Raw genomic sequence first — 5,983 nt, 5'->3', positions numbered from 1 at the left:
CATCGTCTGTCCTTCCTTCAGGCCAGACTCTAATCGCTCGTGGAGGAAAATCAGGGGGTCACGTCATTCCCCACCTGTTTCCACAGGAAGTTCGTATCTATCACCGCACCCAATCCAGCCCGATTTCCTCAAAGATTTCCTTGTCTTCGGCCCAATTCTCCAACACCTTCACGTGCAGGAAGAGGTGCACCTTGACCCCCAGCACCTCGGCCAGCTCGGCCCGCGCCGCGGCGCCGATCGCCTTGATCTTGGAGCCGCCCTTGCCGAGCACGATTGCGCGCTGGTTGTCGCGGGTGACGACGATCTGCTGGTGTATTTCCACGCTGCCATCGGGGCGCACCTCGTATTTCTCGGGGCGCACCGCGCTGTCGTAGGGCAGTTCCTCGTGGAGCTGCTGGTAGAGCTGTTCGCGGGTGATCTCGGCGGCGAGGAGGCGTTCGGAGGCGTCGGACACCTGATCCTCGGGATACATCCATTCGCCCTCGGGCATCATCGCCGCGAGGTGGTCCTTCAACTCGCCCACACCCTCGCCGGTCAGGGCCGAGATGAAGAACACCTCGGCGAAATCGACCTTGGCGGTGAGTTCCTGCGCGAGCACCAAGAGCGGCTCCTTCTTGGCGCGGTCGACCTTGTTGAGGACGAGGATCTTGCGCTCGGGCCGCCCGGCCAGCGTCTCCAGCAGCGGCTCCAGTTCATGGCGGCGCTGCTTGATCGGATCGACCATCAAGAGCACCGCATCGGCCGCCTCGGCGCCCTCCCATGCGGCGCTCACCATCGCGCGGTCCAAGCGGCGCTTGGGGGCGAAGATGCCGGGGGTGTCGACCAATATCATCTGCGTGGGCGCGCCCTCCAGCTCGTGCAGCGCGATCCCCAGCATCCGCGCGCGGGTCGTCTGCGCCTTCGCGGAGGTGATCGCGACCTTCTGGCCGACGAGGGCGTTGACCAGCGTGGACTTGCCGGCGTTGGGCGCGCCAAGCACCGCGACGACACCGCAGCGGGTGGGGGGCGTATCTGTCATAAGAAACCTTCTTGCATCATCCGCGCAAATGTTCCACGTGAAACATTTAGGGAACAAATCACCCGAACTGCTCGAGGAACGCCTTGGCGGCGAGCTTTTCGGCCTCGCCCTTGCTGGTCGCGGTCGCCTCGGCGCTGCCGACGTTCCTCACCGTGACGCGCACGGTGAAGCGGGCAGCGTGATCGGGGCCGGAGCGGTCGGTGACCTCGTAGAGCGGGGCCATCCGCCGGTTGCCCGCGGCCCATTCCTGAAGCGCGCTCTTGGGATGCTTGGCCTTGCCGACATCGCCTTCAAGCTCCTGCGCCCACAGCCGGTAGATAAGGCCCTGCGCGGCGTCGAAGCCGTGGGCGATGAAGCAGGCGCCGATCAGCGCCTCCATCACATCGCCGAGGATCTTGTCGCTGTCCGCGCCGCCGTCGTCGCGCGCCTGCTTGCCGAGGCGGATGTGCTGCGGGAGCCCGATGGTCCGCGCAATGCGTGCGCAGGTCGCCCCGCTGACGAGCGCGTTGAGACGTTGCGAGAGGCGGCCCTCGGGCGCGTCACCGGCGCGGAACAGCCACGCGGCGACCGATAGGCCGAGGACACGATCACCAAGAAATTCAAGACGTTGATAATCAGCCTCGTCCGCGCCCGAGCCGTTGAAGCTGCCATGCGTCAGCGCCTCCAGCCACGGCGCGTCCCCGGCAGGAGCAAAGCCTTGCGCCTCGAGCCAGGCGCGGGTTTCGGGGACGAGGCTGCCGGTCACAGGGTGTTGCCGATCCGGTCCCAGCGCGCGGCCGCAAACCACGAGACCGGGTTGAGCCACTGCGCGCTGCCGTCGGTCGACCACACGATCACCGCCGCGCGCCCGACCAGGAGGTCCTGCGAGACGAACCTCACGCCTTGCCCTGCCTCGGCCGGGAAGCGGCTGTCGAGCGAGCTGTCGCGGTTGTCGCCCATCACGAACAGGGTGCCGGGCGGCACGACCCTCTCCGAGACGCTGTCGGCCTGCGTCGCCCCGAACTCGAGCACGGTGTAGGCGCGCCCGTTCGGCAGGGTCTCGCGGAAGGCGGTATAGCGGCACACCTCGCCATCCGCGCCGCGCCCGGCAACGCCGCCCCAGCCGCAGCCGGTATTGGCAGAGACCGGCACCAGCACGTCGGCAACCTCCACGCGCGCCACCCGCGCGCCGTTGAGCACCACCTGCCCGCTCACCACCGCCACCCGGTCCCCGGGAAGGCCGATGACGCGCTTGATATAGTCCTGCCCGTCGACCGGGTGCTTGAAGATCACGATATCACCGCGCTCCGGCGTGCGCGGCAGCAGCCGCCCTTCGGGCAGGGCGAGATCGAAGGGCAGCGAATGGCGCGAGATGCCGTAGGGCCACTTGGCCGCCAGCAGGTAATCGGCGGTCATCAGGCGCGGCAGCATGCTCTCGGTCGGGATCGAGAAGGGCGAGAATACGAATACCCTGAAAGCCAGCACCGCCAGCAACAGCTTGACCAGGAACCACGCGAAGCCGCCCCAGCTCTCGCCCGTGCGGGCGCCGTCTGCGGCGGGCGGCGATCCCCCGTGCGATTGGGTCTTAACATCCATCGCCCTTGCCCTTACTCGCAGCCGCACACTTGCGCAAAGGGGAACGGCGATGGGCACGATTGGCGACACGGCAGCGGCTTGGGCGGGTTTGCGCGGATTGCCGCAGGCATCTCTCGCCGAACTGTTCGCGGCAGACCCGGGACGCCACGAGGCGCTGACCCGCCGGATCGCCTGGCCGGTGCAACCCGGCAGCAGCGCCGAGGCGGGGATGCGGATCGATTTTTCGAAGACCCACCTGTCGGACGCGGCCCTGACCGCCTTCGAGGCGCTGGCCGAGGCGGCAGGCTTTGGCGCTGCGCGCGAAAATCTGTTCGGCGGGGGGATCGTGAATGTCACCGAAGGCCGCGCCGCCACCCACGGCGCGCTGCGCGGCAGCGGCACCGGGCCCCAAGTCGAGGAGGCCGAGGCGCTGCTCGCCCGCATGGGCATGCTGGTCGAAGCCATCCACGAGGGCGCGCTGGGCGAGATCAGGCACTGCATCGCCATCGGCATTGGCGGATCGGCGCTGGGCCCGGCGCTGGCGATCGACGCGCTGACCCGCGATCTGGCGCTGGTCGATGTCCACGTGGTCTCCAATATCGACGGCCTCGCGCTCGAACAGGCATTTCGCGGCTGCGACCCCGAGACCACGCTGATCGCGGTCGCCTCCAAGACCTTCACCACCATCGAGACCATGACCAATGCGGCGAGCGCGCTGAAATGGCTCGCCGACAATGGCGTCGAGGACCCGGGCGGGCGTGTCGTCGCGCTCACCGCGGCGCCCGGCAAGGCGGTCGAGTGGGGGGTGGACGAGACCCGCATCCTGCCTTTCCCCGAGAGCGTGGGCGGGCGCTATTCGCTGTTCTCGAGCATCGGCTTTCCCGTCGCGCTTGCTACGGGCATGGACGAGTTCCGGCAGATGCTGGCCGGAGCCAAGGCGGTCGACGATCATTTCCGCGAGGCCGAGGGCCGCGCCAATGCGCCCCTGCTGGCGGCCTTCGCCGACCTCTATTACACGCGCCTTCGCGGCTGCCAGACCCGCGCGGTGTTCGCCTATGACGAACGCCTCGCGCTGCTGCCCGACTATCTCCAGCAGCTCGAAATGGAATCGAACGGGAAGAGCGTGACGGTTGACGGCGCGCCCGTCGACGGCGCGACGGCAGCGATCACCTGGGGCGGGGTGGGGACCGATGCACAGCACGCGGTGTTCCAGCTGCTGCACCAGGGCACGCACCTGATCCCGGTCGACTTCATCGCCAGCATCGCGCCCGGCGACGATCTCGACCCGGCGCATCACCGCATCCTCTTGATGAACTGCCTCGCCCAAGGCGCCGCGCTGATGGCGGGCAAACCTTCCGACGACCCCGCGCGCGCCTATGCCGGCGACCGGCCCTCGACCACCTTCCTCGTTGACGATTGCGACGCGGCGGCCTTGGGCGCGCTGATCGCCTTCCATGAGCAGCGCACCTTTGCGGGCGCGGTCTTGATGGGGATCAACCCCTTCGACCAGTTCGGGGTCGAGCTCGGCAAGGCCATCGCCAAGCAGATCGAGAGCGGGGAGGGGGAGTTCGACCCTTCGACGAAGGCGCTGATGGCGGCGGCCGGGCTGGGGTGATCGCGTATTCGATTGACTTTCGCGCGCTTTGCGCCCACCTGCCCCCGATCGAAGCGCGCTAGCCATGCGTGAAGCGGCGGAACTCTGACAAAAATCCGCCCCGGCCGCGCCTCGGTTCTACCTCCAAGACTTCCCTTTTCACGCGGGCGGTTTCAACCCCCGCGCCGCGCGTGGCGTGCCCGTGGACGATATGCGTCCGGCACGCTCCAGCGCGCGTCGCAGCATATTTGCGAGTACCATCAACATGACCACTTTCGCTGACCTTGGGCTGTCGCAGCCCGTGCTTCAGGCCCTCGACATGAAGGGCTACACCATTCCCACCCCGATCCAGGCGCAGGCGATCCCGCCGGTGCTCAAGGGCCGCGACCTCCTCGGCATTGCGCAGACCGGGACCGGCAAGACCGCCGCCTTCATGCTCCCCAGCATCGACCGCCTGCGCGAGGCCGACAAGCCTTGTCCCTTCAAGTCGTGCCGCATGCTGGTGCTGGCCCCGACCCGCGAACTGGCGGTGCAGATCGCCGACAGCGCCAAGGATTACGGCGCGCTCGCCGGTCTCAAGGTGCAGTGCATCGTCGGCGGCACTTCGGTGGGCAAGGATCGCAACAAGCTCCACCGCGGGACCGACATTCTGGTGGCGACCCCGGGGCGCCTGCTCGACCTTGTCGACCAGAAGGCGTTCAACCTTGCAGGCATCGAGATCCTCGTGCTCGACGAGGCCGACCAGATGCTCGACCTCGGCTTCATCCACGCGCTGAGGAAGATCCGCGAGCTTGCCCCGAAGGAGCGCCAGACGCTGTTCTTCAGCGCGACCATGCCCAAGGCGATCAAGGAACTGGTGAGCGGCTATTGCCACAACCCCGTGCAGGTCTCGGTGACGCCCGAGAGCACCACGGCCGAACGCATCGACCAGTATCTCTTCATGGTCCAGCAGGACGAAAAGCTCTCGCTGCTCCAGATGATCCTCCAGCGCCGCCATCAGGTGCCCGGCGAGTTCGAGCGGATCCTGATCTTCACCCGCACCAAGCACGGCGCGGACCGGGTGGTGAAGAAGCTCAGCCAGAGCGGGATCGAGGCCAACGCGATCCACGGCAACAAGTCGCAGCCGCAGCGCCAGCGCGCATTGGACGAATTCAGGAAGGCGCGCGTGCCGATCCTGATCGCGACCGATGTCGCCGCGCGCGGGATCGACATTCCGGGGGTGAGCCACGTCATCAATTACGAGCTGCCCAACGTGCCCGAGCAGTATGTCCACCGCATCGGCCGGACAGCGCGCGCGGGCCGCGATGGCATTGCGATCGCCTTCTGTGCCGAGGACGAGCGCGCTTACCTGAAGGACATTCGCAAGGTGACCGGCGCCGAGCTGGAGCGGCTGCCGCTGCCGGACAATTTCCGCGCGGTGGTCGAAGGCGAGGGGCCGGAAAAGCCTGCGCCCCGCCAGCCGGTCAAGCGGGTGCAGGCCCGTCCGCTCGGCCAGCGCGGCGCCCCCAAGGGCGAGCGCCGCGAAGGCGAGCGTCGTCCCGAAGGCGAGCGTCGCCCGGCGCAGGGCAAGCCGCAGGGCCGTCCGCAGCATGACCGTGCCGGCGGCGGCGGCGAGCGTCGCCATGCCGAAGCCCCGCGCGGCGAACGGCGTCCGCAGCAGGGCGAAGGCCGCCCGCAGGGTGACCGCCGCCAGCCTTCGGCCAAGGCCGGGCCGGGCGGTCGTCCGGGCGGTGGTCGTCCGCAGGGCCAGGGCCATGGCGGCGGCGGCAACGGCGGCGGCAATCGTCGCGGCGGCCGCGGGCGTGGCGGCGGCGGCG

At 68.3% G+C, this 5,983-nt stretch carries 5 protein-coding genes; 2 read left to right on the top strand and 3 right to left on the bottom strand.

Annotated features, from left to right (window positions below; translation table 11 throughout):
• Positions 1-100: 100 nt before the first annotated feature.
• Genes era through lepB form a run of 3 tightly spaced genes read right to left on the bottom strand, consistent with a single transcriptional unit; the run spans position 101 to position 2,593 of the window.
• Positions 101-1,018: a GTPase Era gene (era, locus tag D620_RS0101945; protein WP_017664098.1), complete on the bottom strand. Its 918-nt coding sequence runs from the start codon at positions 1,016-1,018 to the stop codon at positions 101-103.
• A 58-nt stretch (positions 1,019-1,076) separates the two neighbouring features.
• Positions 1,077-1,763, bottom strand: a complete 687-nt coding sequence (gene rnc, locus D620_RS0101940; RefSeq protein ID WP_017664097.1) for a ribonuclease III — start codon at positions 1,761-1,763, stop codon at positions 1,077-1,079.
• Complete coding sequence (gene lepB / locus D620_RS0101935) at positions 1,760-2,593, bottom strand: signal peptidase I (protein ID WP_017664096.1); 834 nt, start codon at positions 2,591-2,593, stop codon at positions 1,760-1,762. Before lepB ends, rnc begins: the two co-directional genes overlap by 4 nt.
• Before the next feature lie 49 nt (positions 2,594-2,642).
• Here lepB and pgi point away from each other — a divergent pair, with 49 nt between their 5' ends.
• Positions 2,643-4,187, top strand: coding sequence for a glucose-6-phosphate isomerase (pgi, locus tag D620_RS0101930; protein ID WP_017664095.1), 1,545 nt, complete (start codon positions 2,643-2,645; stop codon positions 4,185-4,187).
• Positions 4,188-4,431: 244 nt separating this feature from the next.
• Positions 4,432-5,983 (top strand): DEAD/DEAH box helicase (locus D620_RS0101925; protein ID WP_017664094.1); only part of this gene is annotated, 1,552 nt, incomplete at its 3' end.

It is taken from the genome of Porphyrobacter sp. AAP82 (genome assembly GCF_000331285.1).
Classification (GTDB): Bacteria; Pseudomonadota; Alphaproteobacteria; order Sphingomonadales; family Sphingomonadaceae; genus Erythrobacter.
Note: the sequence above shows the minus strand (reverse complement) of the source record. Positions and strands in the feature narration are given on the sequence as shown.

Bases quoted from the DNA above. Each gene is read 5' to 3' on its own strand.
- era (WP_017664098.1), bottom strand. From the start codon at position 1,018: ATGACAGATACGCCCCCCACCCGCTGCGGTGTCGTCGCGGTGCTTGGC.
- lepB (WP_017664096.1), bottom strand. From the start codon at position 2,593: ATGGATGTTAAGACCCAATCGCACGGGGGATCGCCGCCCGCCGCAGAC.
- pgi (WP_017664095.1), top strand. From the start codon at position 2,643: ATGGGCACGATTGGCGACACGGCAGCGGCTTGGGCGGGTTTGCGCGGA.